The following is a 26,143-nucleotide window of genomic DNA, read 5'->3' as shown; positions in this document are numbered from 1 at the left end:
TAATGGCCGGAATACCATTCAGGAGCCTCGCCATGACGGATAATATTCCTGACCTGCCCGGCTATGTTCGGCAGGCTTTTTACCATCTGTTTGCAGCAAACCGGTTGTCCCTGTTGGGATACAGTCTTCTTGTATTGCTCCCGCTTGTGTTACTGCTCACAGCCTGTGGCGAAAAAACCGAGAAGCAGGTGCTGGTACCGCGTCCGGTACGTACCATCACTGCTCCTGCGGCATCCTGGCACGGCGAATTTATGCAGACCGGGGAAATCCACCCTCATGATGAACTGCCACTCGGGTTTCGCCAGGATGGCCGCCTTCTGGCTCGTTTGGTGGATGTGGGCGACCGGGTGAAGGCCGGACAATTGCTGGCAACACAGGAAAGCTCCGTGCAACAAAACCAACTCAACAGCGCGCGTTCCAGCCTGGAGAGTTCGCTTGCTGCGGAGCACCTGGCGGCACTGAATTTACAACGCATGAAACAACTCATGCCCTCTGGCGCCATTGCGCGTGTTCAGTTTGATACAGCACAGTCAGAGTGGTTATCTGCCGTTTCACGCCGCAAAAGCAGTGAGGCGGAGCTGAAAACAGCGCAGGAATACCTTGACTGGGCGCAACTCAAAGCGCCTGCAGCCGGTATTATCACTCAGATTAATGCACAACCAGGGCAAGTGCTTAGTGCCGGGCAAACCGTGCTGACACTCACTGCAGGAGACACCCTTGATGCCATTATCAATGTGGCCAGTCCACAACTGTTTGAACAACACCATGGTGATTTTAATGTCTCACTGGTGAGTGATCCGTCAGTTCACGCCCACGGTATTTTGCGAGATATCAGCCCACAAGCAGATCCACAAACCCGGACCTGGCGAGTTCGCATTCAACTGATAAACCCACCGCAGGGAATGGCACTGGGGGCCAGTGTACAGATCCGCCTGCCTGACTCCGGGCCCGCACTGATTTCACTCCCGGCATCTTCGCTGGCCAGAATTAACGGTGAACCGGCTGTATTCGTCGTGGATCAGGCAACCCACCAGTTGGTGCTCAGGCCAATTAAACTGGGCGGATATACCGCGAACACAATTTTGGTATCCAGCGGTATTACCCCAGGAGATGCTGTTGTCACTGCGGGTGTCAGTAAACTACGGCAAGGAGAAAAGGTTGCTCCTGGGGAGGGAATTCAATGAGCAGGCCCCCCGAAAAATTAACCTTTAATTTGTCTGCATGGGCACTGAATAACCAGCAACTCGTGGTATTTTTCATGCTGCTGGTCATGGTGTGCGGCATCCTGAGCTATGAGCATTTACCTCGCAATGAAGACCCGGCGTTCACCATTAAAACAGCGGTCGTCTCGGCAACATGGCCGGGAGCAAATGTCGAGGACACAGTGAATCTGGTGACGAATACGCTGGAGGAAAAGTTACAGGAGATCCCACATCTGGATTACGTTGAAAGCGACACTCATGCCGGAAAATCAGTAATATTTGTCAACCTGCGTGATGATACGCCTCCGGGTCAGGTAGCCGGAATATGGTACCAGGTACGTAAAAAAATGCAGGATATTGCGTCTTCTTTGCCTGAAGGCGTTCAGGGCCCAGTGGTGGATGATGAATTTGACGATACCTGGGGCACCATTTATGGCTTTACTGCTGAGGGGTTTACCCCCCGTGAACTGCGTGACCGGGTGGAGGCAATTCGCCGCCGACTAATCTCCGTGCCGGATATCGGTAAAATTCACCTTATTGGCGAACAGGACGAACAGTGGGTTATTGCCTTTTCCCCCAAAAAACTGGCGGGAATGGGAATTGGCCTGCAGCAAGTCAGTGATGCCCTGCGTGCACAGAATGCCGTCCAGCCTGCGGGGGTTTTGCGCACAGAGCACGAAAACATCGCCCTGCACGTCAGTGGGGCGCTCACTACAGCAGATAGCCTGCGGGCCATCACGCTACACATAAATGATCGTTATATTCCACTGACCGACATTGCCACTATTCACCTGGAAAATACCGAACCACCTGAACCCACCTTCCGGGTCAATGGTAAGCCCGCTATTGGGCTGGCAATTTCTATGGTTTCGGGCGGCAATCTCCTGGCATTCGGCAATGCGCTGAATACACGCATGACCCGGCTCAGCGAACAATTGCCCCGGGGCATTGAAATGGTCAAAGTTGCCGACCAGTCAGCAGTGGTTACCCAGGCTATTCATGGATTTGTCAGAGTGCTTGTTGAAGCGATTATTATCGTACTTGCAGTTTCATTTGTATCACTTGGACTGCGCGCCGGGCTGGTTGTTGCCACCGCAATACCACTGGTACTGGCACTGACATTTACCGGGATGATGCTGGCGGGTATTGGTTTACAGCGCATCTCACTTGGTGCGCTCATCATTGCTCTTGGGCTACTGGTTGATGACGCCATGATAACCGTTGAAACAATGGTCACTCGCCTGGAGATGGGAGACACCCGCAAGGAAGCCGCTTCCTGTGCGTTTAAAACCACCGCATTCCCGATGCTGACAGGAACACTGGTGATGATAGCCGGGTTTATTCCTGTCGGTTTTGCTGCATCGAGTGCAGGGGAGTACTGCTTTACGCTGTTCGCGGTGATGCTAATCGCTTTGTTGTGCTCCTGGGTTGTCGCCATTGTGTTCTCACCGCTGATTGGCGTGAGGATCTTACCGGCAAAAATCAGTTCGCAGCATTCATCCCATTCTGGTGGAAGGCTCCGGCGTGGCTACCACCAACTATTATGTTGTGTATTGCGACACCGGGTAATCACTATCGGCACAGCCCTTATGCTGCTGGGTCTGGCTGCTTATGGCGCCAGTTTTATGCAGGGTGAATTCTTTCCAGCTTCCGACCGGCCAGAGTTACTGGTCAGCCTGACGTTACCGGCAAATGCATCACAAACGGAAACTGCCCGGCAGACTGAACGGCTGGAAAAGGTGTTAATACATAATCCGGATGTGGATCATTTCTCCAGTTATGTCGGTTCTGGTGCTGTACGGTTTTATCTGCCAATGGATGTTTTGTTGGATAACGAAAATACCGCTCAGTTGGTTATTGTGGCGAAAGATCTCAAGGCCCGGGACCGGTTACGAAAATCCCTGCAAACGCTGCTATCCCAGTCGTTCAGCGATATCACCACCCGTGTTTCCCCACTGGAATTAGGCCCTCCGGTTGGCTGGCCGGTGAAATACCGAATAACCGGCCCGGAATACGCCAAAGTTCAGGTGATTGCCCATCAACTGGCTTCTGTTCTGGGCAACAGCCCTTACACTCGTGAAGTTAACCTTACTGCGGGTGAACCGGAACGGGTCATTACCGTACAAATTAATCAAACTGCCGCCCGGGCCGCAGGTGTTTCCTCACAGAGTATTGCCCAAACACTGCAGACCATTTGGTCTGGTAGTGAAGTGACAACCTTACGTTCCCGCAACAGGTTGCAAGGCGTAGTGCTAAGAGCCAGTGATGCTGAACGCCAGGATATTGCGACATTGTCTGGCCTGTTGCTGACAAATGAGCAAGGGGAGAAGATTCCGCTCAGCCAGGTTGCGACACTGGCATGGGGAGTGGAAGACCCGGTTATCTGGCGACGCCAGCAACTGCCCTTTATCACCGTTCAGACTGACCTGGCCCCGGGCATGCGTGCAGAAGCGGTGTCACAACGACTGAAGCCACAAGTTGACCATTTGCGAGCCACATTGCCAGATGGCTACCAGATTGAAGAAGGCGGAGTGGTGGCCGAATCGGATAAAGGCAATCGTTCCGTTTATGCCGTGTTGCCAGTGACCTTAGTTGTGATGCTGATTTTGCTGATGATACAGCTTCAGCGTTTTTCCCGGATGCTTCTGGCGCTGTTAATGGCACCTTTCGGCCTTATTGGTATTGTTCTGGCAATGCTGCCAGCCGGTATACCAATGGGGTTTGTTGCACTACTGGGCGTTATCGCTTTGGCAGGTATGATAATCCGCAATGCGGTTATTCTGATCAGTGAGGCAGACGGTAACCTGCAAAAAGGCATGGGGTCTGATACTGCGATTATTGCGGCAGCAGAACACCGGGCACGGCCAATACTGCTAACTGCCTGCGCTGCAATCCTGGGTATGTTGCCAATTTCTGAACAGGTATTCTGGGGGCCTATGGCCTATGCCATCATCGGCGGCTTGCTGGTCGCGACCCTGGTCACTCTGACAGTATTACCTGCCGCACTGAGTATGGTCATGCAAAGAGAACACCCACTCACAGCACAATGATCTGCCAGCACAGAGCCAGTTGCGCGCAATGTCAGCCACACTGCTTCCTCTCACCCGCTGCGCCCGGCGCCCGCAGGGGGCAGTGGCCCGCCAGGCACGCCTCAACGATTTAGAGGCCACACCCCACACCCGCCTGCATGCTCACAGCAAAAAACACACAAAGACATACCAGACACAAATCCCCCAGCCACACCTGACAACACAAAAAAACAGCTAATTGCAGCGAGGGTTGTGTCGCGTAAGACCGGTGAACCGCAGAAAGGAAGACAAGGTTATTCCGCCCGGATGGCGGAATAAGGCGAACCGAGGCATGGATGCCGAGTCGAGCCGGCCGCAGGCTGACTGCCCGGAGGTGAACGCAGTGCGCAGCACCGGTTGCCCGCGAAAACGGGGATTGCAAAGGGGGCGAGCCCCCTTTAGCCCGTTCACTGGCTGTGTAGCCACATTAGTCACCTCACTTCAGGTGAACGGAACTTTCACATCAGTCCAGGTGAACGCAAACAACCACACTGCAAGTGAACGGAACTGTCACCACTGTAACAGTAAATCTGCCAGTACTGAGCAAATTGCGCGCCGTGCCAGCCACACTGCTTCCTCTCACCCGCCGCGCCCGGCGCCCGCAGAGGGCACTGGCCCGCCAGGCACGCCTCAACGATTTAGAGGCCACACCCCACACCCGCCTGTAATATCTCAGCAAAAATCAAAGAAAACAGACAACGCACAAATCCCACAGCCACTCAGCACAACACAAAAAACCCCGCTATTCACAGCGAGGGTTGTGTCGCGTAAGACCGGTGAACCGGAGAAAGGAAGACAAGGTTATTCCGCCCGGACGGCGGAATAAGGCGAAACGAGGCATGGATGCCGAGTCGAGCCGGCCGCAGGCTGACTGCCCGGAGGTGAACGCAGTGCGCAGCACCGGTCGCCCGCGAAAACGGGGATTGCAAAGGGGGCGAGCCCCCTTAGCCCGTTCACAGGCTGTGAAGCCACATTAACCACATCACTGGAAGTGAACGGAACCTTCACATCACTAGAAGTGAACGGAACCTTCACATCAGTCCAGGTGAACGGAACAGCCACCGCAGTAACAGTAATCTGCCAGTACTGAGCAAATTGCGCCCCTCTCCTACTCCACTGAACGCTGCGCCTTCATCTCCAGCGCATCCAGCAACTTCTGATGAATCCCACCAAAACCACCATTACTCATCACCAGAATCACATCACCTGGTTGCGCCGATTTACTTATCATATCCACCAGCGTATCAAGGTCTGCACTCCAGTGTGCTGGCTGAACACAGGCTTCAGCGACTTCGGCAACCTGCCAGGGAATATGCTGTGGCTGGAACAAAAAGACTTCGTCGGCCCGGCCCAAAGATGGCGCGAGGTCATCTTTGCTGATCCCCATTTTCATGGTGTTGGAACGTGGTTCCAGCACCGCGAGGATGCGTTTGGTGCCACCGACTTTACCGCGTAAGGCCGCAAGCGTTGCCAGAATGGCTGTTGGGTGATGCGCAAAATCATCATATACCGTGACCCCATTCGCTTCACCACGCAATTCCAGACGGCGACGGGCATTGATAAAGGAACCCAACGCTTTCGCGGCATCTGCGGGGGCCACACCAACATGACGCGCAGCTGCAATTGCCATCAGGCCATTGTGCATATTGTGCTCGCCAACCAGCGCCCAGTCTACTGCCGCAACCTGTTCACCATCCAGCCACACTTCCCACTGTGAAGCATCCTGGTTTGCTTTTTTCGCCAGCCAGTGCCCTTGTTCACCAACCAGTTCTTGTTCACTCCAGCAGCCCATTGCCATAACCTGTTTCAGGTTAGTATCGTGCTCCGGCAGAATAATACGCCCCTGTCCTGGCACAATACGCACCAGGTGGTGGAACTGTTTCTGAATGGCTTTCAGGTCGTCAAAAATATCGGCGTGATCAAACTCAAGGTTATTGAGAATCAATGTCCGTGGGCAGTAATGTACAAACTTGGATCGTTTATCAAAGAAGGCGCAATCATATTCATCGGCTTCAATAACAAAGAACGGGCTTTCACCCAGCCGGGCAGAAACATCAAAATTACCTGGCACGCCACCAATCACAAAACCGGGCTGGTAGCCACACTCTTCCAGGATCCAGTTAACCATCCCAGCTGTTGTCGTCTTGCCATGCGTACCCGCAACAGCAATCACCCAACGGTCGCGCAGAACGAAATCATGTAACCATTGTGGCCCGGACATGTACGGGATACTTTTTTCCAGCACCGCCTCAACGCAAGGATTACCACGCGTCATCGCGTTACCGATGATAACCAAATCGGGTTGCGGTTCCAGTTGGCTGGCATCATAGCCCTGAATCAGGTCTATACCCTGTTTTTCCAACAATGTGCTCATTGGCGGGTACACATTGTCATCGGACCCGGTTACTTCATGCCCTAAAGCCCGTGCCAGCATGGCAAGGCCGCCCATAAACGTGCCACAAATTCCCAGAATATGAATACGCATAGCTCTGTCCTTTTCCTTTCTGGCGCACATTCTACCCGTATGTTCTATGATGAATAAATGACTTTTCAGCGAAATCCCATCCTTGCTGGCGCGATTCATCTGTGCGCGTTTATTTTAAACTTTGTTAGTATTGTTTTATTCGCTTTACTCAACCGCTTTACTCCACTGAATGCAGGGAAAGTGTTATGAAAACGTTAGGTGAATTTATTGTCGAAAAGCAGCACGAGTTTTCTCACGCCACCGGGGAACTCACTGCATTGTTATCGGCGATAAAACTGGGTGCCAAAATCATCCACCGCGATATCAACAAAGCAGGTCTGGTTGATATTCTGGGTGCCAGTGGTGCCGAGAATGTTCAGGGTGAACAACAGCAAAAGCTGGATTTGTTTGCCAATGAGAAACTGAAAGCTGCACTGAAAGCCCGCGATATCGTTGCCGGCATCGCTTCTGAAGAAGAAGACGAAATTGTTGTTTTCGAAGGGTGTGAGCATGCAAAATATGTTGTGCTGATGGACCCACTGGATGGCTCTACTAATATCGACGTTAACGTCTCTGTTGGTACTATCTTCTCTATTTACCGCCGCGTTACACCAGTCGGCACGCCTGTTACTCTGGAAGATTTTCTGCAACCCGGCAACCAGCAAGTGGCTGCAGGCTACGTAGTCTATGGCTCATCCACCATGCTGGTTTACACAACCGGTTGCGGTGTTCATGCCTTTACCTACGATCCATCACTGGGGGTTTTCTGCCTGTCTCAGGAGCGCATGAATTTCCCACCGAAAGGCAACACCTACTCCATTAATGAAGGGAACTACATTAAATTCCCACAAGGTGTGAAAAAGTACATTAAGTACTGCCAGGAAGAAGACAAGGCCACCAACCGTCCATACACTTCCCGCTATATCGGTTCCCTGGTTGCTGACTTCCACCGTAACCTGCTGAAAGGCGGTCTGTACCTGTATCCCAGCACAGCAAGCTACCCGGAAGGCAAACTGCGCCTGTTATACGAATGCAACCCTATGGCGTTCCTGGCCGAGCAGGCTGGCGGCAAAGCAAGTGATGGTAAACAGCGTATTCTGGATATTCAGCCAGACAGCCTGCACCAGCGCCGCCCGTTCTTTGTGGGTACAGAACAAATGGTTAATGACCTGGAGCGCTTTATGCGCGAATACCCGGATTCATTGTAAGCCTGGTAATCAGGTCAAACAGGGCGTATAAGCGCCCTGAGTCTGATGACAAACCTCATGTCCGCACAGAAAGAGAGGATGTCACCCAATAAAAAACAAGGAAAATCAATTTATTGATTTTCGGCTGCTAACTAAAAAGAAGGAAAAACCACGCTTTTTCCTTCTTTTTCATCAATCTGACAGGGCGTATCAGCGCCCTGTTTGTATTGCGTATCAGGCAGGGAGTGCCAGCGGCTGTTCAGCTTTTTGCTTATCACTTTCAACCACAGAGGCATCCTCAGCCAGTTTAAACTCCCGAACCACAGCCATTAGTTGCCGTGACTGATTCTCCATCGCCTGCATAGATGAAGCAGAAGCCTGTACCAGGCCGGCATTTTGTTGTGCCGCATCGTCCATCTGATTCACCGCGATATTAATTTGCTCAATTCCATGGCGTTGTTCTTCAGAAGCGGTGGCTATTTCACGCACCAGTTTGGTCATGCGCAAGACTTCCGTGGCTATCTCATCAATCGTTTCCCCGGCTTCCAGGGCCAGTTGCTGGCCTTCATCAACGTGTTCACGGGAGGCCAGGATTAAAGAGCGAATTTCTTTTGCAGCATCGGCGCTGCGCTGAGCCAGATTACGTACCTCACTGGCAACCACGGCAAACCCGCGCCCTTGCTCACCAGCACGCGCCGCTTCCACAGAGGCGTTAAGCGCCAGGATATTGGTTTGAAAGGCAATACCATCGATAACACCAAGAATGTCGCCGATTTTTCGGGAGCTGGTCGCGATATCCTGCATTTTTTCGATGACATAACAGACTTTCTCACTCCCCTGATCTGCCGTGTCGGACACATGCAGCGTCATATCATGGGCCTGATGAGCGTTATCAGCATTCTGTTTCGCTGTCGCGGTAATCTGCTCCATACTGGCTGCTGTTTGCTCTAATGAACTGGCGGTACTTTCGGTACGCTGAGCCAGTTCAGTATTGCCGTTAAGCAATATCTGGCTTCCCTGGTCAATACCCTGTGCCGCGCTTTTCACCTGGCTCATTGAATTCACCAAAGCCGTTCGCATGGCATCAATGGCCTGGCTCAGGCGCCCCAGTTCATTGCGGTTATGGTAACTGGCCGTCCGGGTCAGGTCGCCCTGAGCGACCTGCTCAAGCAGCGCTATGACATTATCAAGTGGGTGCAAAAAGCGGTGGCGCAGCATCAGCCAGGCAATAACCATCACTCCTACAGTTGCCAGTAGCGCAACAACCATCAGGTACAATACCCTGTTCTTTCTGGTCTGTACGCTCTGAACCTGCTGGTTACTGTATTCAGTTGACCAGGACTGGAATGCCTTCATCCGGCCATCAAACTGGTTTGCCAGGGGCACCAGCTGGTTTTCCAGCAAGTTATAATAGTCATCTGCACTTTGCTTGTTCAGTGCAGCCTGCATGGGAACAATGCCTTGTGCATCGTAATCGGAGAAACTTTTGCCTACTGCCTGCAGTAATTCCTCCCCTTTGGTGTCGTTAATCCCACCGGCAACTTGTGTCGTGATGTTTTTACGTGCACGGGCGATATTACTATTAACCTTTTTAACCAACGTAGCGGCATCATCCAGCATGCCAATTTCCATTAAACGAACGGCCTGCCCGGCATCATTGCGCGCACGTAGTAAGGCGATATAGCTCTGGTTTATAACCGCCAGTTGCTGGCTGTGTAACTTGTTAATTTGCTGTAGTGAAGAGGCGCTGTTCTGGAGCGCATAAATACCGATTGCGCTTACCATCAGTATCAGAAATGTCATTATGGCTAACAGGGAGAGCAATGCGGTACGTAGAGAAAGATGTCGTAACATAAAAGAGCCCCGATAGTGGCAAGAACGATTAAAAATATAACAGTACGGTTATCGTCCACTACCGGGGGAAGTTTAATTATTTTTCATGAAGTTACGTCTTTGTTGGCTCTATGTTAACCCTGTTAACAGGAACACTTTGCCGCCCTTCCCAGAACGCCATCAGGCCGCGCTGCATTGCAATAAAAATAAATAACAGAATGCCGATAGCGATTTTGGTCCACCACGAACTCAGCGTGCCATCGAAGTTAATATAAGTCTGAATTAGCCCTTGAATAGACACACCAAACAGAGTACCCAGCACCGTTCCCACACCACCACTAAGTAACGTGCCGCCAATGACTACAGACGCGATGGCATCCAACTCCACTCCAACACCGGCCAGAGCATAACCCGCTGAGGTATAAATAGAAAAAATAATCCCCGCCAGCGTTGCCAGCCCAGTGGAAAGCATATAAATGCCAATGGTGGTGCTGCGGGTTGAAATCCCCATCAGGTTCGCAGATGTGGCACTGCCACCAATGGCATAGACCCGGTTACCAAACTGAGTGCGGCTTGCCACCAGAATGCCAAACACTACCACCACTAACATCACCACACCCAGAAAACTCAGGCGACCACCGCCAGGTATACGCCAGGCCAGAGTGGATAAGGTTTCATAGACAGGGTTATTGATAGGAATTGACTCTTCAGACAACAGATAACTGGCACCCCGTAAGAAGAACATCCCGGCCAGGGTGATGATAAAAGCGGGGATCTTCAGGCTGTCTATCAGTAACCCCATGAAAGCACCGAACCCACATCCCATCAGCAGGATCAATGGAAATGCCACTACCGGAGACATCCCCCAGTCACCCAGCGCTTTTGCCAGAAACACCCCGGTAAAAGCAATAACCGACCCAACTGAAAGATCGATCCCACCGGAGATAATCACAAAGGTCATGCCAACAGCGATAATCCCCAGAAAGGCATTATCGGTCAGGATATTACAAATGACCCGGGTTGAGGCGAAGCCCGGAAACTTAGCCAGGCAGAACAGGTAGCCGAGAATAAACACCAACAGGGTGATCACCAGCGGCAAATTACGCTTCATCATGGCGGCGCCACCTTTTAATCAATGAGATAAAACGCTGTGACTGAACAACCAGCACGCACAGTACGACGATGGCTTTCACCACCTGGTTCATTTCCGGCGGAAAACCGGACAGCAGAATCCCGGTGTTCATACCCTGAATAATCAGCGCCCCCACCACCGACAACACCATATTGAAACGCCCACCCATCAGCGAACCGCCACCGATAACCACGGCAAGAATCGCGTCCAGTTCAAGCCACAACCCGGCATTATTGGCATCGGCACCACGAATATCCGCCGCAACAATGACCCCGGCAATTGCCGCACATAAACCGCTCAACACATAGGTAAGCATCACGACAATACGGGTATTCACCCCGGCGTTTTTTGCCGCACGAATGTTGATCCCTGCCGCTTCAATAAACAGCCCCAGTGCGGTTTTGCGCACCAGAACCCAGAACGCGACCAGCGTAACCAGAGTAATTACCACGGGTGTAGGGAAGAACAACAGCGAACCACTACCCAGCCAGGCAAGATGGGGCGAGTTAAAGGTAACAATTTGCCCGGAGGTGATAAGCTGCGCCACGCCGCGCCCGGCGACCATCAGAATCAGGGTGGCAACAAATGGCTGAATTTTGAGTATGGCGACCAGAATACCATTCCATAACCCGGCCAGCATGCCGACGCCCAGTGAAGCCAGAATCACCACCGCCAGAGAATGCCCCTGCACTGTCAGTGCGGCGGCTGTGGCCCCGGCAATTGCCATGGTTGCCCCAACAGACAAATCAATACCGCCGGTGGCAATTACCAGCGTCATACCAATCGCCAGTAATGCCACCGGTGCGGCACGGTTAAGGATATCAATGGGGCTGCCAAACAGGCGGCCATTCTGCAAAATAACCTGAAAAAAGTGGGGAGCGACCAGGCTGTCCACCACTAACACCAACAGCAACGCAATCAATTGCGGGGTGCCCTGTGGCCAGCGGAAACTGCGGCGCTGCTGCCCGGGACCTGATAACGAATGCGGCATCACAATCTCCTCCTTATGCCGCAATGGCATTCATAATGGCGGCGACAGAGAGATCTTTAAGGGGGATCTCGGCAATTTGCTGGCGATCTCGCATGATCACCACCCGGTCGGCATAGCCCACTAACTCTTCAAGTTCCGACGAGATAACCAACAACGCCAGACCATCCGCACAGAGTGTTTCTATCAGGCGGATAATTTCAGCGTGTGCGCCCACATCAATACCGCGGGTCGGTTCATCGAGGATCAGAAATTGGGGTTTGGTGAGCAGCCAGCGGGATAACAAGACTTTTTGTTGATTCCCACCAGATAAAAATTCGATGGGTTGTTCCATACCTGGCGTACGAATACCCAACTGACGTATAAACCGCTCGGCTATCTGCTGCTGTTCTTTACGCGGAATAGGGCGTAACCAGCCACGCTGTGCCTGTAGCGCCAGAATGATATTTTCCCGAACAGAAGCTGCAGCAATGATCCCGTCAGTTTTTCGGTCTTCGGGGCAGAAGCCAATTCCAGCGCAGGAAGCCTGATGCGGAGTACGCAGCGACATCGTTTTGCCTTTAATTGCCACACGACCACTGTCGGAAGGCCGAATGCCAAAAATCACCTCTGCGGTTTCGGTCCGCCCGGAACCCAGCAGGCCTGCCAGGCCGACAATTTCGCCCGGGCGCACCGTCAGGTCGAATGGTTTGATTACGCCTTTCTTGCCGTAGCCGGTAAGTTCCACCACCGGTTTGTCGCTCAGTAGTGTTCGCCCGGCTCGCTGCAGCGCGTTTTGTTCAAGCTCACGGCCCAGCATCATCTTAACCAGTTCAATTTGTGGCAAATCTGCGGTGTTCTCCGTGCCAACAAACGCACCGTTACGCAATACGGTAATTCTGTCAGTCACTTCATAAACTTGATCGAGAAAGTGGGTGACAAAGATAAGGCTGGTGCCCTGATCACGCAGTTGGCGCATCAGGGTGAACAACATTTCAACTTCTTTGGTATCAAGGCTTGCGGTGGGTTCATCCAGAATCAGAACTTTGGCTGACAGGTCCACAGCCCGGCAGATAGCAACAATTTGCTGCATGGCAACCGAATAACGATTCAGGGGTTCACGCACATCCAGTTCAAAACCGTAAGAAGCCATTAACTTGCTGGCCCGTCGGAAAATTTCTTTGCGTTGCAGTAAACCAAACCGGCGGGGTTCGCGACCAATAAACAGGTTGTCGGCCACAGACATATTCGGAAGCAGGTTAACTTCCTGATACACCGTACCGATCCCCATGCGCTGTGCGTCTGCTGTGTTTTTCGGCGAGACAGACTGACCTTCCAGGTAAATAGCCCCGGTATCACGCTGATAAACGCCAGTGAGGCATTTGATCAATGTTGATTTACCGGCACCATTTTCACCCAACAGGGCCATTATCTCGCCCCGGCGTAGTTGAAAATCGACATGGTCCAGCGCTTTCACGCCGGGGAAAAATTTACTCAGGCCTTCCGTGCGCAAAATTTCCTGATTATCACGGGTGTTCATCGCGGAGTCTCCGGTCAGGGAAACGGCTCAGGCCATGAAAATAGCCTGAGCCTGGTTGGTTAATAACCCATATGGAGTTTGCGCTCGTATTGCTGTTTTGCTGTGTCTGGCAGATAGAGCGTTGATTTAGTGATAATCGTTTTCGGTGGAATCGTACCGTCTTTCTTGTATTTTTCCAGCGCATCAAAGGCCGGGCCAGCCATATCCGGCGTCAACTCGACACTGGCATTCGCATCGCCCGCCATCATGGCTTTATAGATATCAGGTACACCATCAATAGAGCCGGTGAGAATGTCTTTACCCGGTTTTAACCCGGCTTCTTTAATGGCCTGGATTGCCCCAATGACCATATCGTCATTATGGGAGTAAACCATGCAAATATTTTTGCCGTTGTTCTCCGCTTTAATGAAGCTTTCCATCACTTCTTTACCTTTACTACGGGTAAAGTCGCCAGACTGGGAACGAATGATTTTGATGTTTGGCGCTTTGGCGATAGCTTCAGCAAACCCTTTTTTACGGTCAATCGCTACGCTGGCACCCACAGTACCTTGCAGCTCAACCACATTACACGGCTTACCTGCGACAGTTTTCACCAGCCAGTCGCCAATTAACTGGCCTTCCAGCACGTTGTTGGCTGTTACCGTGGTCATGTACAGAGATTTGTCTTTTACATCAATAGAACGGTCAAGCAGGAATACCGGGATCTTAGCATCTTTGGCTTCTTCCAGCACAGGCTCCCAGCCGGTCGCCACCACAGGTGCAATGAAGATTGCATCCACGCCCTGAGCAATAAAAGAGCGTACCGCTTTAATCTGGTTCTCTTGTTTTTGCTGTGCATCGGCAATTTTCAGGGTAATTCCGCGTTCTTTCGCTTCCGTTTTGGCAACATTGGTTTCTGCTGCACGCCAGCCAGATTCCGAACCAACCTGAGAAAATCCAACCACCAGGGGGGCTGCCATTACTGCTGATGACATAGCCGCTGAAACTGCAGAGACTAAAAGTAACCGCTTCCACATAAGCGTGTCCTCTCGTAGGGTTATTATTGGTAAGAAGTACATCTGCAGGAGAAACTATAGACAATACGGGATGTAACAGAATGCGTTACATCACAATTCAAAAAAGTAGCATAATTGTTAACACCCAGTTTTGGTCAAGGATCGGGCTGGATGAGGCTCCTCACCATACTGGCGTATGCCGTTTTTTTTACCAATGAATTCGCTGGTATTTCTCTTTTGTAACCGGTTACAAGAATTTATAAATAATGCGGCTGGGTTTATGGATTTTTGTGCTAAAAAATACGCTACCTTTTACTTCGAACTTTTCCGGATTAAGAAAAACAGGCGAAGACATTCGGGCGCAGTTGGCTATAATACCCGGCACTTGTTTGCCACACATTAAAGGAAACAGACATGAGCTTACTGAACGTACCAGCAGGCAAAGATCTGCCGGAAGACATCTACGTTGTTATCGAAATCCCGGCTAACGCTGACCCTATCAAATATGAAGTCGACAAAGAAAGCGGCGCACTGTTTGTAGACCGTTTCATGTCTACTGCTATGTTCTACCCGTGCAACTACGGCTACATCAACCATACCCTCTCTCTGGACGGTGACCCGGTTGACGTACTGGTGCCGACTCCGTACCCGCTGCAGCCGGGTTCTGTTATTCGTTGCCGTCCGGTTGGCGTACTGAAAATGACCGACGAGTCTGGCGAAGATGCCAAACTGGTTGCGGTACCGCACACCAAACTGAGCAAAGAATACGACCACATTAAAGATGTGAACGACCTGCCAGAACTGCTGAAAGCACAGATCACCCATTTCTTTGAACACTACAAAGATCTGGAAGCTGGCAAATGGGTGAAAGTTGACGGTTGGGACAACGCTGAAGCCGCTAAAGCTGAAATTGTTGCTTCTTTCGAACGCGCTGCCAAAAAATAATGCCTGATACAGCCATGCGGCGCGATGCCGGTGGTGAGGTGCTCACAACACCAGTCAGCGCATGAATCATTAAGCACTGCCCTGCGGCAGTGCTTAATTTTTAAGTTTTATAATGCCTTTCCCACACACACTCTTCCTGTTTTCACTCTACTGATTAAGCACATGTAAATCAGGCAGGCCGGTCACAAGCAAGAAGCTGCTGCGCACATTATGCATGTATCACTCACCACCGAAGTGTGCTATCCGGCAATACAACCAGGTTATTCAGGTTGGCGTTGTGAACGGGAGAAACAAGCATGACCGGGGAAAGTGCATCAGGGCATCAAGAAAAAAACACCGCCAGGCTTCTGGCGGTGCTTTTGTGGTGAACTTACTAACAGTACCGGCGGGTTACTTGAATTTATCTCTGTCCAGCCAGTTACCTGTATCAATGTAAGTGAGCCCTTCAACAGAGCGCTGGTAGACATACATCCAGGCGGAACCAAACGGCGTTTGAATTAACTGCCGGCTGTATTCCCCCGCTTTGGTACGCAACGCATCCAGTTCAGCCAGAGTGGAAGCATCAATACGGTATACTTCACCAAAAACGGTTCCTTCTCCCGGCACAGCGCCAGGATAATGCCCCACACTGTATAACTGATAATGTTCTACTGTATGATCGCCTAACCACTGCGCGTTGGTCATCCAGTGACTGTTACCTTGTTTGCGTCGTAAACTGCCGTAAACAAATATTCGCATTGCTAAAACTCAAACTGATAGAGCAAATCGAGCGCCTGATCAACCCCAGACACCGCTTCCAGATACAGCTTAGGCATCAGCCGATAACGCAAGGTGAGCGTTGCCAGTGAGTCAAAGATACCTACCCCGTATTTCACTTGCAGACCCGGCAGTACATAACCGCTGACCACCACCTGAGAAGAATCCCCCGCACCTGTGGTATCCAGCGACAAGTTTTTGACGCCAAATGTCTCTCCGATTTTACCCACAACCTGCCCACTTTGTGCAACCCCCATTCCAATTAACATGGAAGTCATGGCTGCACCATCACCCTGTTCGCTACTCAGACCCTGTCCACGCAGTAAATACGACAGCGCTTCCTGTTGCGACATAGCAGGGTCAGAGAAGATTTCTGCTTTCGGCTCATCCGCCATCCCCGTGACACGCACCCCAGCCACCACATTGTCTTGTGTGGCATCAGGGTTACGAATTGCTTCAATATTGAGAGAAGGCTGATCCGGCGGGCCGGAGAACAGCAGAATCCCTTTGCGTACGATCAGATCCTGACCGTAGGCATGGAAGCGCCCTTCAGGAATATTAATCTGCCCGTTAAGGCCCAGGCCTTGTTTGTCCTGAACCACTTTCAGGTCACCATCCAGCCGGGCTTTCAGGCCAAAGGCATTCAGACGCACATTGTTGCCAATATGAATCTTCAGGTTACTGTTAATTGGAATAGATGCAGTTTTGGGCTGAACAGGCTGCAGGTTGTCATTCAGCATCACTTCATCATCTGATACACCCACTGCACTTTCGGGTAAATCATGCACCACAATACGCGCCCAGGGAACGTCCACGCTGCCGTTCAGCATAAACACCGAAGGTGTGGCATCAAACACGATATCCGGCGAGACATCCATGCGCACCATTGGTGGTACAGTAATACGCACCCGGCTGCCTTTGGCGGCGATTTGCGCTTTCCAGTTATCCAGTTGCGCCCAGTCGGCAAAACCGCTCAGGCTGATTTGCCCTTTTGATGTCCGTACTGTCCCTTGCAGGGTGGAACGCTGACCGGTGAAGGCCATAGTGACATCACTCGGTTGCATATCGAAAGGCATAAAGTTGGCCTGCAACCCCAGGTCACTCATCCGCACCTGGCCGAATAACTGTGGTTTTTGGGCATCACCGCCCAATGTCAGGCGGGCATTAACTTTACCATTCGCTTTTTCACCTGCGGTAAAGACAGGGTTCAGGAAATCCAGTGAAAAGTTGGTCAGATTGACATTGCCAGACAGTTGCCGCCGCCCTTGTGGGTCTTTGACCTGGAGTTTGCCATCCAGTTGACCATTGTTGACCAGGCGCACCAGCCAGTCGGCCTGTGCCAGGTCATTATGTATAGCCGCGTTTACTGTCAGTGCGTCAAACTCCACTGGCAGGTGCCCGTTGCTCATTGCCTGGTTAACCTTCACCCCTTTACCGGCCAAATGAATGGACGCCTCTGGTAAACCGGGCTTAGTGCTGTCCCAGGATACATCCGCGTTACCACTGAATACACCTGAGGCTTTAGTGCCTTCCGGCAGTAAGTCTTTCAGCATCGCCAGGTCGAAGCGGTTAAGGTTGATACGCGCCCGGCCACTGTGCCCGGCTTCTATCGGTTGTGGAACACAAAGTTCCGCATTGGGGTTGCGCCAGCAATGAACGCCTATCGCAATGCGTTGCTCCTGGTTGCGGTAATCCAGCGATACGGGCTGGGTTAATAACCAGGGGCCGACCGGCGTGTCAAAGCGGGTATTGCTCAGTGTGCCCTGCCAGCGTTCCTGCTGGCGGTCAAAGTGCCCGTTCAAGCTTAAATGGCCGGATACAGGCTCCCCGGAAATCTCCAGTTTCATCTGGTGCTGGTTCTCATTACCTTCTGCATTTAGCGCGACACGCGTTATCGCGAGACCTGGCTGGGTGATATTACCCACCAGCACTTTCAGGTGCCCGCCAATTTGCTCACCCGAGCTGATATCGCCATCGACATTCACTGAGCTGACAGAAAGCGCCTGCCAGCGCAGGCGATGGGCCTGAATCGAAGCAAATAGTTGCGGCGCAGCCATATCGCCCCGCACTTTTACGAGCCCTTTTGCGGTACCACCTAAACCAGGCAGTGCATTATCCAGCGCTGGCGCATCAATGCTGGCATCAAGCTTCAGTGTTTTTTCACCCACTTCACCCTGCACTGCAACGGTATTACGGCCTAACGCAATGTTCAGTTTCGGGATAAGCCACTGCATGTAGCTGTTACCACGCAGATTCCCTTCGATATTGAGCGGGTTCTGCTTCACATTTCCTTTCAGGGCTATTTCCGGTACGGAAACTTGCCATGTGCCGCCATACAGGCTGCCACGGGTTTTTACCACACCGTCCACCCGGGAAGGCCAGTCCGGGTATTGTTTCGCGGTGTTAATGCCCGCAAGTGTCAGTTCACTGTGCCAGCTTATCGCTTTGCTCCAGTCAACCACCGCAGTTAAATCGGTATTCCCCTCCAGCGCCGCGATGCGCAATTTATCCAGTACAAACTGCTGTGTAGTGCCTTTGCCATTTAACGTAATTGCTGCCGGGGGAACCTGGTCGCCTTTCACACGGGAAGCGAAACTCACCTGGTAATTGCGCATGCTTCCGGTAACAGACAGCTTAAGGTCGTGTACCTGATATTGCGCCGCGCCTTCCAGCGGCCAGGCGAGCTGTGGCGATGACACTTGCAGGTTAACCGGCAACCCGGCTTGCGCCAGTTGTGTTTCACCACTGACATCCAGGTTTACCGGACCAGAAAGGTTCAGACCCAGCCCCAGTTTGCTGCGCAGGCCGCCGTTAAGGTTGAGTTTAATTTTCTCGCCTTTCAGCGGCGCTGTATTCAACGAAGCGTTCAGGGTGAGAGCAACCGGCCAGTCTGCGCTGAGGGTAGCCTTCCCACTGGCGTTCACCAGCCCTTCACTGGAATCGACATCCAGAGTATCGAGTTTCAGGTGCCCGTCGGTTCCCGTCACTTTGAGCAGGAGTTTATTGACCGTGATATCGCTGTCACCTGTCAGGCGTAGTTGCTTACCCGTAAATTGCGCAATGGTGAGATTAACAGGCAGAGTGACATGGTCCATTTCTGGCAGCAGCGGTTTGGCAAACAGTTTTTCCAGCGTCTCGCCCAGTGGTGGTTCCTGTACTTGCTGTGTTGCGCCTGTGCGCTGTTTGTCGCCCGCTGTAACCGCCTGTTTTGCTTCAACCACCGCTTTCGCTGCGCCTTGCGGCGTTTTCGGCAGGGCTATTAACAGGCCTTCAAGGGTGGTGGGAGTAATGGTCAGATTACGACCTTCCCAGTTGACGCCACTGTGGAATGCCATCAGCGAGACCGTTGTGTCATCAATACTGACATTGACGTTTTCAACCGCAATTCGCGATAACGTGATGGCATAAGGTGTACTTAAATTAAGCGGCCCGCTCTCTTCTTCCTGAGCCGGTACTGACGGCGGCATTTTGCTGGAGTCGATGGCCACATTGATGTCTTTCAGCGCTAAATCATTTATGCAAAATTTGCTGTGCCACAAGCAGCGCAGGCTGACAGACAAATGTACCCGCCCGGCGTTTACCGCAACGCCTGGCTGTTCGTAGCGAATCTGGCTGAGCGTGAGATTACGCCAGCCCCCTTCTACATTGCCAATATGCAACCCTGGTACCCAGCGGTTCGCTGCACTGAACAACACATGCAACCCCGGAGTGGTTCCCACCAGGAAGCCCACAACACCAAAAATAAATACCACCACCAGAATGACGGCGAGGCTGATTTTTTTCCAACGACTCATAATTCAGGCCCCAGACCGATGTAAAACTGCACGCCATGTTCCTTTTTATCCCCCACCGGCATGGCAAGGTCTAACTTAATGGGCCCAACCGGCGACTGCCAGCGCACCCCAAAACCTGCACCGGTTTTGAAATCATTCGCGTCAATCGCACTTACTGCTTCCCCTGAATCAACAAACACCGCGCCCCACCATTTGCCAGTTACGTTGTACTGGTATTCCAGCGAGCCGGTAACCATTTTTGATGCCCCGATCAGTTTACCGTCGCTGTCTTTCGGTGAAATGGATTTATATGAGTAACCACGGATACTGCGATCGCCTCCGGCAAAGAAACGCAAATCAGGAGGGACTTTGTCGAAATCCCCGGTTTCAATCCAGCCAACAGTGCCGCGCATTACAAAACGGTGGCGCTCTGCCAGGGTGCGAATCCAGGTGTTTTGGGCCTGCATCACCAGGAAATCGACATCTGAGCCCCATGACGTGTTGGAGATATCGACTGAATAGCGTTGAGAATCTCCCCAGACTGGCATTAGCCCGCCACGCGAGCGGGTACGGCTGAAACTCACACCAGGGTAAATCAACATCGTGGTATTGGTGACACTGGCCTGGGTAAAGTGGTCAAGGCTCCAGCGCAAGTTCAGTGCCCGTTGCCAGCCGGTATCCAGTTCCCAATAGCGAGACACCGCAAGCGTTGTGGAGTCGGCCTGGGTATCGTTCAGATCGGTGCGCTTAAACCCTCCCTGCAACAGGTAGTACTGTTCAAGCGGGCTTTTCAGCAAGGGGACTTTGTAACTGAAATCCAGCGTTTGCTCCGGCGCAGACAGGCTGGTGCTGGTGGTCAGGCTGTGACCATAGCTGTTAACCCAGGGTTTTTTCCACGACGCTTTGATACGTGGGCCTACATCAGTGGAGTAACCAACCCCGGTTTCAACTGTATTTTCTGTACGCGGTGTGACCACGCCCTCAAGTGGCAATATTTTAGTTTTGCGAGATTTATCAAACTCTGGCGCCACAACCACAGAATTAAACCAGCCTGTGGCGGAGAGCCGGCGGTTCAGTTCGGCAAGGTCACTACTGGTGTAGTAATCACCTTCTTTGAAGGGCACCAGGTTTTGCAGGTATTCATCGCGAATTTGTGAACCTTTGAAGGTCACTGTGCCGAAACGGTAACGCTGACCACTGTCATAGTCGATATCCCAAAAAGCTTCATGCCTGCCCAGCGACACACCCAACTGGCTCTTTTTAAAATCGCTGTCGAAATAGCCTTTACGTAAGGCTTCGGTTGTCAGTGATTTTTTAAAGTTTTCGTAGGTTCCATGGTTCAGGATAGTGCCCTTTGCCGGGCGTTTTTTCAGTAGTGCGAGGTAATCCGGGTCTTTGCTCGCCCCACCGCGCAAAATCACCTCAGTGCCACCAATTCTGACCGGCTCACCCGGCGTGACTTTAGCAATCAGCACCTGGCGGCCAACTTTCGGTGGGGGCTGTAAATCAAAATCAATCACAGGTTCATAATAACCGAGTGCCCGCAACCCTTTGCGAATGGCATCATCCACGCGTGCCTCAAAACGGCGGTCTGGCGTGACTTCATCACTTTCAATGGTTGAAAGCTGCGCGCGCACGTTTTTTTGCAATTCTCCCGACAGTCCTTCAACTTGCAAACGCACGCTGGCCGCACTGGCCAGGCTGCTGGTAAGTAACAAACTTACGCAACAAATGATTCGGATATGAGGCACTTTTTCTCCTGATCTTCCCTTGTTCCCACCCCTGGGATACAACATGAACCGCTCCGCGGCATAACAAAACCTCAACACTTGAGGTTGAAAAACAGATACCGGCCCTGATATTTCTACTAGTTAGCGTAGCCGTATTTGCTGCAATCCGCCTGATGGCCGTCTTACTACGAGGGCCGGTAACTGGCGGGCAAACAGCCAGTCTGAAAAACAGGCACCCGATAATTTTTGCTATGACAGTAGGTTATGTTGACGCACTGTAACAAAAATGAACGCGCTGGATTACAGAGCGTATATTGTGTGCAAATATAGTGCCTGTGACAACCGCCCAAGGGCAGTCCAGTTTCTGAAAAGTGGAGAGAAAACCATGGTAAATTTGTTTACCAAGTCGACGCCTGTGGCACAGTCGCAAGCATTACCCGGGCGTAAAACTCCGATGCCTGTCGCCCGGTTACACGCCGTTAATGAACACTCAATGACCCACGTTCCGGATGGTATGGAAGTGGCATTATTTGCGATGGGATGCTTCTGGGGTGTGGAGCGCCTGTTCTGGCAACAACCTGGGGTATACAGTACCGCGGCAGGTTACACCGGTGGTTTTACCCCCAATCCAACTTACCGCGAAGTGTGTACCGGGCAAACCGGCCACGCAGAAGCAGTGCGTGTTGTTTATGACCCGGCCGTGATCAGTTATGAGCAGTTATTGCAGCTATTCTGGGAAAATCACGATCCGGCTCAGGGAATGCGCCAGGGTAACGATATTGGTACCCAGTATCGCTCTGCCATTTACCCGCTAACCGAACAACAGTCGGCTGCGGCGAAAGCCAGCCTGGTTCGCTTCCAGTCAGCCATGAAGGCGCAAAATGACAATCGGGCGGTAACAACAGAAATTGCCACGGCGCTACCGTTTTACTATGCGGAAGACGAACATCAGCAATATTTATACAAAAATCCGGAAGGCTACTGCGCGCTCGGAGGAATTGGCGTTTGCCTGCCGCCTCAGTCGTAATTTCACATGAAAACTGGTTAAATCATCGCCTGCTGGCAGGCCATGCTGCCCTTAGGTTATACTGAATACGAAATTGCCGGCCCAGCGCTTACGGGCCGGTTTTTAGTGTCTGTCACATGGATAATCAACTTTCCCTTCCGAGGATCTGGCGTTACGCCGGATAAGATATGTTAAACAGTATATTAGTCATACTCTGTCTAATCGCCGTCAGTTCGTTTTTCTCGTTGTCTGAGATTTCACTGGCGGCCTCCCGTAAAATCAAACTCAAGTTGCTGGCGGATGAAGGCAACATAAACGCGCAACGCGTTTTGAAAATGCAGGAAAACCCCGGCATGTTCTTTACCGTGGTGCAAATTGGCCTGAACGCTGTGGCTATTTTGGGTGGTATTGTTGGCGACGCGGCATTCTCACCTGCCTTCAAGAGCCTGCTCATCCGTTTTATGGCACCGGAGTGGTCAGAGCAACTGAGCTTTATTCTCTCTTTTTCACTGGTTACTGGCATGTTTATTCTGCTGGCGGACCTGACACCGAAACGCATAGGTATGATAGCGCCGGAAGCGGTCGCCTTACGGATAATCAACCCCATGCGCTTCTGCCTGCTGGTTTTCCGTCCACTGGTGTGGTTCTTCAACGGTATGGCTAACGTGATTTTCCGCCTGTTCAAGCTGCCAATGGTGCGCAAAGACGATATCACGCCTGACGATATTTACGCCGTAGTCGAAGCTGGCGCTCTGGCCGGGGTGCTGCGTAAACAGGAACATGAGTTAATTGAAAACGTGTTCGAACTGGAATCCCGCACAGTGCCTTCTTCCATGACATCACGCGAGAACATTATCTGGTTCGATTTACATGAAGATGAGCACAGCCTCAAAACCAAAGTGGCAGAACACCCACACTCCAAGTTTTTGGTGTGTAACGAAGATATCGACCACATTATTGGCTATGTCGATTCTAAAGAGTTACTGAACCGTGTACTGGTCAACCAAAGTCTGGTGCTGACCAGCGGTGTGCATATCCGCAATGTGTTAATTGTACCGGATACGCTGACGTTATCTGAAGCGCTGGAAAGCTTCAAAAGTGCCGGTGAAGACTTCGCGGTGATTATGAATGAGTACGCACTGGTTGTTGGGATCATCACGCTGAACGATGTGATGACTACGCTGATGGGTGATCTGGTAGGCCAGGGCATGGAAGAGCAAATTGTTGCCCGTGATGAAAACTCCTGGCTGGTTGAAGGTGGAACACCTATTGATGACGTAATGCGCGTACTGGATATCGATGAATTTCCCCAATCAGATAATTATGAAACCATTGGTGGTTTCATGATGTTTATGCTGCGTAAGATCCCCAAACGAACCGATGCGGTGAAATATTCCGGCTACAAGTTTGAAGTGGTGGATATTGATAACTTCCGCATTGATCAGTTACTGGTTACCCGGCTGGACAGCAAGCCCGTTACCCTGGTACCCAAACTTCCTGACTCTTCAGACAAGAGCGTTGCCTGATAACGCCCTGCATTTTTGCCCGGCCAGGCAGAGGAACGTGCCAGGCCAGTGAGGTACAAAAACAGAAACGGCCCTCAAGGGCCGTTTTTTTGTCTGCGCTACCGGAACCTAAGCCATTTCTGCCTGCAAACGTGTTACCTGGCGGTTGACCTCAGACATGATAGCTAAATGTTGCTTATCTTTTACCCTGGGTAGAAGAATGCGACCTTTATCAAATTCAAATGCACCTATGTCCTTGATGTACAACCGTCCACGAAACAGGATTTTTACGTACTTAGCCACTTGAAGTGGATTGTAACGCTGAAAGATTTTCATTTTTTACTTTCTCCTGCAATACCGCCGCCTCCGACAGTCAAATCTGACTCAGTCGTATTAAGGAGCGGAATAAACAACGTTATTAAATATAGCCTAAGGGTCAGAAAAGCCCTAGTGCCTATAATTATTTTTACCTTTCTATGACAGTATTTCAGAGGATTCTTTGCAAACCTCTACACTGCCCAGTATAAGTATTCAAAATCATGTCAAATTGTGCGCGCGCCCACAAACTGGCACCGTCTTTGCCAATATGGATCACAAAAAACCGATATGCTTAAAGCTCAGGGCCATCTGGTCCGATCACCTGCAATAAAACAAAAGGATATCGATGATGAGACTGAGCAACCTGCTGGCATTCGCCCTGCTGCTGCTTCCCCTGGTAACATCGGCTCATAACCTGACGTTAAATCAGCGCGTACCGCCAACGGGGGTAAACGATAAAGGAGAATTGTTACTGAAAAATGATCAGTTCAGCTATCAGCCCTGGAATAGTGCGCAACTGGTTGGCAAAGTACGCGTTGTCCAGCATCTTGCCGGGCGGACGTCGGCAAAAGAGATGAATGACCCGCTTATTGAAGCTATCAAGCACGCAGGCCTGCCGAAAGACCGCTACCAGACCACCAGCATCGTGAATACTGACGATGCAATTATAGGAACCAGTCTGTTTGTACGTAACAGCATTGAAGACAGTAAAAAACAGTACCCCTGGTCGCAGTTTATTGTCGACAGCGATGGCGTGGTTCGCAAAGCCTGGGGCTTAAAACCGAAAAGCTCTGCCATTATTGTGCTGGATAAAACCGGGAATGTGGCGTGGGTAAAAGATGGTGCGCTGACACCTCAGGAAGTGCAGCAAGTGATTAGCCTGCTGCACCAGTTAGTTAATAAATAGAGACTCTGAAGCCGGGGTTCAGGAATGACTCTCGTGGTGTGTAATCAAGGGTTTTCCCCTGCCAGTCATGCACTTGCGCCCCGGCAGCAACAGCCACTGCGTGGCCCGCCCCTGTATCCCAAACGTTGGTTGGCCCAAAGCGCGGATACAGTTGTGCAACCCCTTCCGCCACCAGGCAAAACTTAAGCGAAGAACCAATAGACGTTGTCTGGTGTTCGCCGAGTTGTTCCAGATATTCTGTTAATTCTGCATCGGCGTGGGAACGACTGATGACCACTAATGGCGGGTGTGCTTCGCGTACCTGAATTTGTTTGCGCACACCACACTCTTCTTTCCATGCTTTCCCATTCGCTGCGCTGTACATAACCTTAAGTACCGGCGCATACACCACACCCAAAACCGGTTTCCCTTGCTCAATCAGTGCAATGTTCACCGTAAATTCCCCATTGCGTTTGAGAAACTCTTTGGTGCCATCCAGCGGATCCACCAGCCAGTAGCGTTGCCAGTGCTGGCGCTCATCCCACGCGGCAGGCGCTTCTTCGGATAACACGGGGATATCGGGGGTCAGTGACTGGAGACCAGCCAGAATAACTTTGTGTGCGGCAATATCGGCCGCTGTCACCGGGGAATTGTCAGCTTTATGGGTTTCCTCTACAGGTTTTTCACCCTGGTAAACCGCCATAATGGCAACACCGGCATCGCGCGCCAACTGGCATATCTGTTCTAACATTATCCACCTCTTACGCTAAGCGCTAAACGGTTCTGGCGCTGTAATACCTTGTTTTTACATGATGTTGTTTATACCGCATTATGCG

At 51.5% G+C, this 26,143-nt stretch carries 18 protein-coding genes; 7 read left to right on the top strand and 11 right to left on the bottom strand.

The window, feature by feature from the left end:
• Positions 1-32: 32 nt before the first annotated feature.
• On the top strand, positions 33-1,184 hold the full coding sequence (locus A9B99_RS13590; protein ID WP_064598320.1) for an efflux RND transporter periplasmic adaptor subunit: 1,152 nt from the start codon (positions 33-35) through the stop codon (positions 1,182-1,184).
• Positions 1,181-4,252, top strand: coding sequence for an efflux RND transporter permease subunit (locus A9B99_RS13585; RefSeq protein ID WP_064598318.1), 3,072 nt, complete (start codon positions 1,181-1,183; stop codon positions 4,250-4,252). Before A9B99_RS13590 ends, A9B99_RS13585 begins: the two co-directional genes overlap by 4 nt.
• Before the next feature lie 1,126 nt (positions 4,253-5,378).
• On the opposite strand, the gene mpl is transcribed toward A9B99_RS13585, so the two are convergent.
• Entirely contained in the window at positions 5,379-6,755 is a 1,377-nt protein-coding gene (gene mpl / locus A9B99_RS13575; RefSeq protein WP_064598316.1) for a UDP-N-acetylmuramate:L-alanyl-gamma-D-glutamyl-meso-diaminopimelate ligase, read from the bottom strand.
• A 185-nt stretch (positions 6,756-6,940) separates the two neighbouring features.
• On the opposite strand from mpl, the gene fbp reads away from it, so the two are divergent.
• Complete coding sequence (fbp, locus tag A9B99_RS13570; RefSeq protein WP_064598315.1) at positions 6,941-7,942, top strand: class 1 fructose-bisphosphatase; 1,002 nt, start codon at positions 6,941-6,943, stop codon at positions 7,940-7,942.
• 213 nt (positions 7,943-8,155) lie between these two features.
• Here fbp and A9B99_RS13565 read toward each other — a convergent pair whose 3' ends face one another.
• The 5 genes from A9B99_RS13565 to ytfQ all read right to left on the bottom strand — a co-directional run bounded on the left by A9B99_RS13565 (position 8,156) and on the right by ytfQ (position 14,409).
• Positions 8,156-9,775, bottom strand: coding sequence for a methyl-accepting chemotaxis protein (locus tag A9B99_RS13565; RefSeq protein ID WP_064598313.1), 1,620 nt, complete (start codon positions 9,773-9,775; stop codon positions 8,156-8,158).
• Positions 9,776-9,866: 91 nt separating this feature from the next.
• The gene (yjfF, locus tag A9B99_RS13560; protein WP_064598311.1) at positions 9,867-10,868 is read right to left on the bottom strand and encodes a galactofuranose ABC transporter, permease protein YjfF; all 1,002 of its coding nucleotides are present in this window, start codon (positions 10,866-10,868) and stop codon (positions 9,867-9,869) included.
• Positions 10,855-11,877 carry a galactofuranose ABC transporter, ATP-binding protein YtfT gene (gene ytfT, locus A9B99_RS13555; RefSeq protein WP_064598309.1) on the bottom strand — a complete coding sequence of 341 codons (1,023 nt, stop codon included), beginning with the start codon at positions 11,875-11,877 and terminating at the stop codon, positions 10,855-10,857. The genes yjfF and ytfT overlap by 14 nt, the downstream gene beginning before the upstream one ends.
• A 13-nt stretch (positions 11,878-11,890) precedes the next feature.
• Positions 11,891-13,393 carry a galactofuranose ABC transporter, ATP-binding protein YtfR gene (gene ytfR, locus A9B99_RS13550; RefSeq protein WP_064598307.1) on the bottom strand — a complete coding sequence of 501 codons (1,503 nt, stop codon included), beginning with the start codon at positions 13,391-13,393 and terminating at the stop codon, positions 11,891-11,893.
• Positions 13,394-13,452: 59 nt separating this feature from the next.
• Complete coding sequence (gene ytfQ, locus A9B99_RS13545; RefSeq protein ID WP_064598305.1) at positions 13,453-14,409, bottom strand: galactofuranose ABC transporter, galactofuranose-binding protein YtfQ; 957 nt, start codon at positions 14,407-14,409, stop codon at positions 13,453-13,455.
• A gap of 393 nt (positions 14,410-14,802) precedes the next feature.
• Here ytfQ and ppa point away from each other — a divergent pair, with 393 nt between their 5' ends.
• Complete coding sequence (gene ppa / locus A9B99_RS13540) at positions 14,803-15,333, top strand: inorganic diphosphatase (protein WP_064598304.1); 531 nt, start codon at positions 14,803-14,805, stop codon at positions 15,331-15,333.
• Between the two features lie 390 nt (positions 15,334-15,723).
• Here the strand turns inward: ppa and A9B99_RS13535 are convergent, their stop codons facing one another.
• The 3 genes from A9B99_RS13535 to tamA are packed head-to-tail and all read right to left on the bottom strand — an operon-like array spanning position 15,724 to position 21,613.
• Positions 15,724-16,071: a gamma-glutamylcyclotransferase family protein gene (locus A9B99_RS13535; protein ID WP_064598302.1), complete on the bottom strand. Its 348-nt coding sequence runs from the start codon at positions 16,069-16,071 to the stop codon at positions 15,724-15,726.
• 2 nt (positions 16,072-16,073) lie between these two features.
• Positions 16,074-19,883 carry an autotransporter assembly complex protein TamB gene (gene tamB / locus A9B99_RS13530; protein ID WP_064598300.1) on the bottom strand — a complete coding sequence of 1,270 codons (3,810 nt, stop codon included), beginning with the start codon at positions 19,881-19,883 and terminating at the stop codon, positions 16,074-16,076.
• Positions 19,880-21,613 carry an autotransporter assembly complex protein TamA gene (gene tamA / locus A9B99_RS13525; RefSeq protein ID WP_064598298.1) on the bottom strand — a complete coding sequence of 578 codons (1,734 nt, stop codon included), beginning with the start codon at positions 21,611-21,613 and terminating at the stop codon, positions 19,880-19,882. The genes tamB and tamA overlap by 4 nt, the downstream gene beginning before the upstream one ends.
• Before the next feature lie 364 nt (positions 21,614-21,977).
• Here tamA and msrA point away from each other — a divergent pair, with 364 nt between their 5' ends.
• Positions 21,978-22,619: a peptide-methionine (S)-S-oxide reductase MsrA gene (gene msrA, locus A9B99_RS13520; protein WP_064598297.1), complete on the top strand. Its 642-nt coding sequence runs from the start codon at positions 21,978-21,980 to the stop codon at positions 22,617-22,619.
• A gap of 167 nt (positions 22,620-22,786) precedes the next feature.
• Positions 22,787-24,124 (top strand): polyamine export protein PaeA, encoded by a 1,338-nt coding sequence (gene paeA / locus A9B99_RS13515; RefSeq protein ID WP_064598295.1) that lies wholly within the window; start codon positions 22,787-22,789, stop codon positions 24,122-24,124.
• Between the two features lie 108 nt (positions 24,125-24,232).
• On the opposite strand, the gene A9B99_RS13510 is transcribed toward paeA, so the two are convergent.
• On the bottom strand, positions 24,233-24,439 hold the full coding sequence (locus A9B99_RS13510; RefSeq protein WP_036103080.1) for a DUF1107 domain-containing protein: 207 nt from the start codon (positions 24,437-24,439) through the stop codon (positions 24,233-24,235).
• A 331-nt stretch (positions 24,440-24,770) separates the two neighbouring features.
• On the opposite strand from A9B99_RS13510, the gene A9B99_RS13505 reads away from it, so the two are divergent.
• Positions 24,771-25,328 carry a YtfJ family protein gene (locus A9B99_RS13505; protein WP_064598293.1) on the top strand — a complete coding sequence of 186 codons (558 nt, stop codon included), beginning with the start codon at positions 24,771-24,773 and terminating at the stop codon, positions 25,326-25,328.
• Here the strand turns inward: A9B99_RS13505 and cysQ are convergent.
• Complete coding sequence (cysQ, locus tag A9B99_RS13500; protein WP_064598291.1) at positions 25,318-26,058, bottom strand: 3'(2'),5'-bisphosphate nucleotidase CysQ; 741 nt, start codon at positions 26,056-26,058, stop codon at positions 25,318-25,320. The genes A9B99_RS13505 and cysQ overlap by 11 nt on opposite strands.
• Positions 26,059-26,143: the final 85 nt, after the last annotated feature.

This window comes from Mangrovibacter phragmitis (assembly GCF_001655675.1).
GTDB classification, from domain to species: domain Bacteria; phylum Pseudomonadota; class Gammaproteobacteria; order Enterobacterales; family Enterobacteriaceae; genus Mangrovibacter; species Mangrovibacter phragmitis.
The sequence above is the reverse complement of the archived record's forward strand: the minus strand, read 5'-3'. Positions and strand labels throughout refer to the sequence as shown.